At 30.1% G+C, this 299-nt stretch carries 1 pseudogene; it reads left to right on the forward strand.

The window, feature by feature from the left end:
- Positions 1 to 235: 235 nt before the first annotated feature.
- Positions 236 to 299 (forward strand): annotated as a pseudogene (locus ACG9ZB_RS17025) (type II toxin-antitoxin system antitoxin, RelB/DinJ family); the annotation flags it as partial.

The following is a 299-nucleotide window of genomic DNA, read 5'->3' on the forward strand; positions in this document are numbered from 1 at the left end:
AGGACTGCTGTGAAAAAAAGTAGTGGTAAAGGAGAAAGTAAGAGAGCTTTTACTATTTTTTCATTTGAGTATTTCACTAATTTAATTCTCTTATCTACTCAATAAACAATACTACTATAACGATTTTATTGGAGGTTTTTTGATTCTATTTAACATAATGGCTGTTATGCAAAGTCGACTTGTAATGCAATTTGCATTACAATGTTCCTAGTACATTAAATACTTGGGAAATATGATGGCTACTGTTAACTTCAGGATCGATGAAGCCCTTAAAGAAAAATCTTATTCAATCCTTAAAG

Origin of the sequence: Acinetobacter johnsonii (assembly GCF_048551975.1) — a bacterium.
GTDB classification, from domain to species: Bacteria; Pseudomonadota; Gammaproteobacteria; order Pseudomonadales; family Moraxellaceae; genus Acinetobacter; species Acinetobacter johnsonii_A.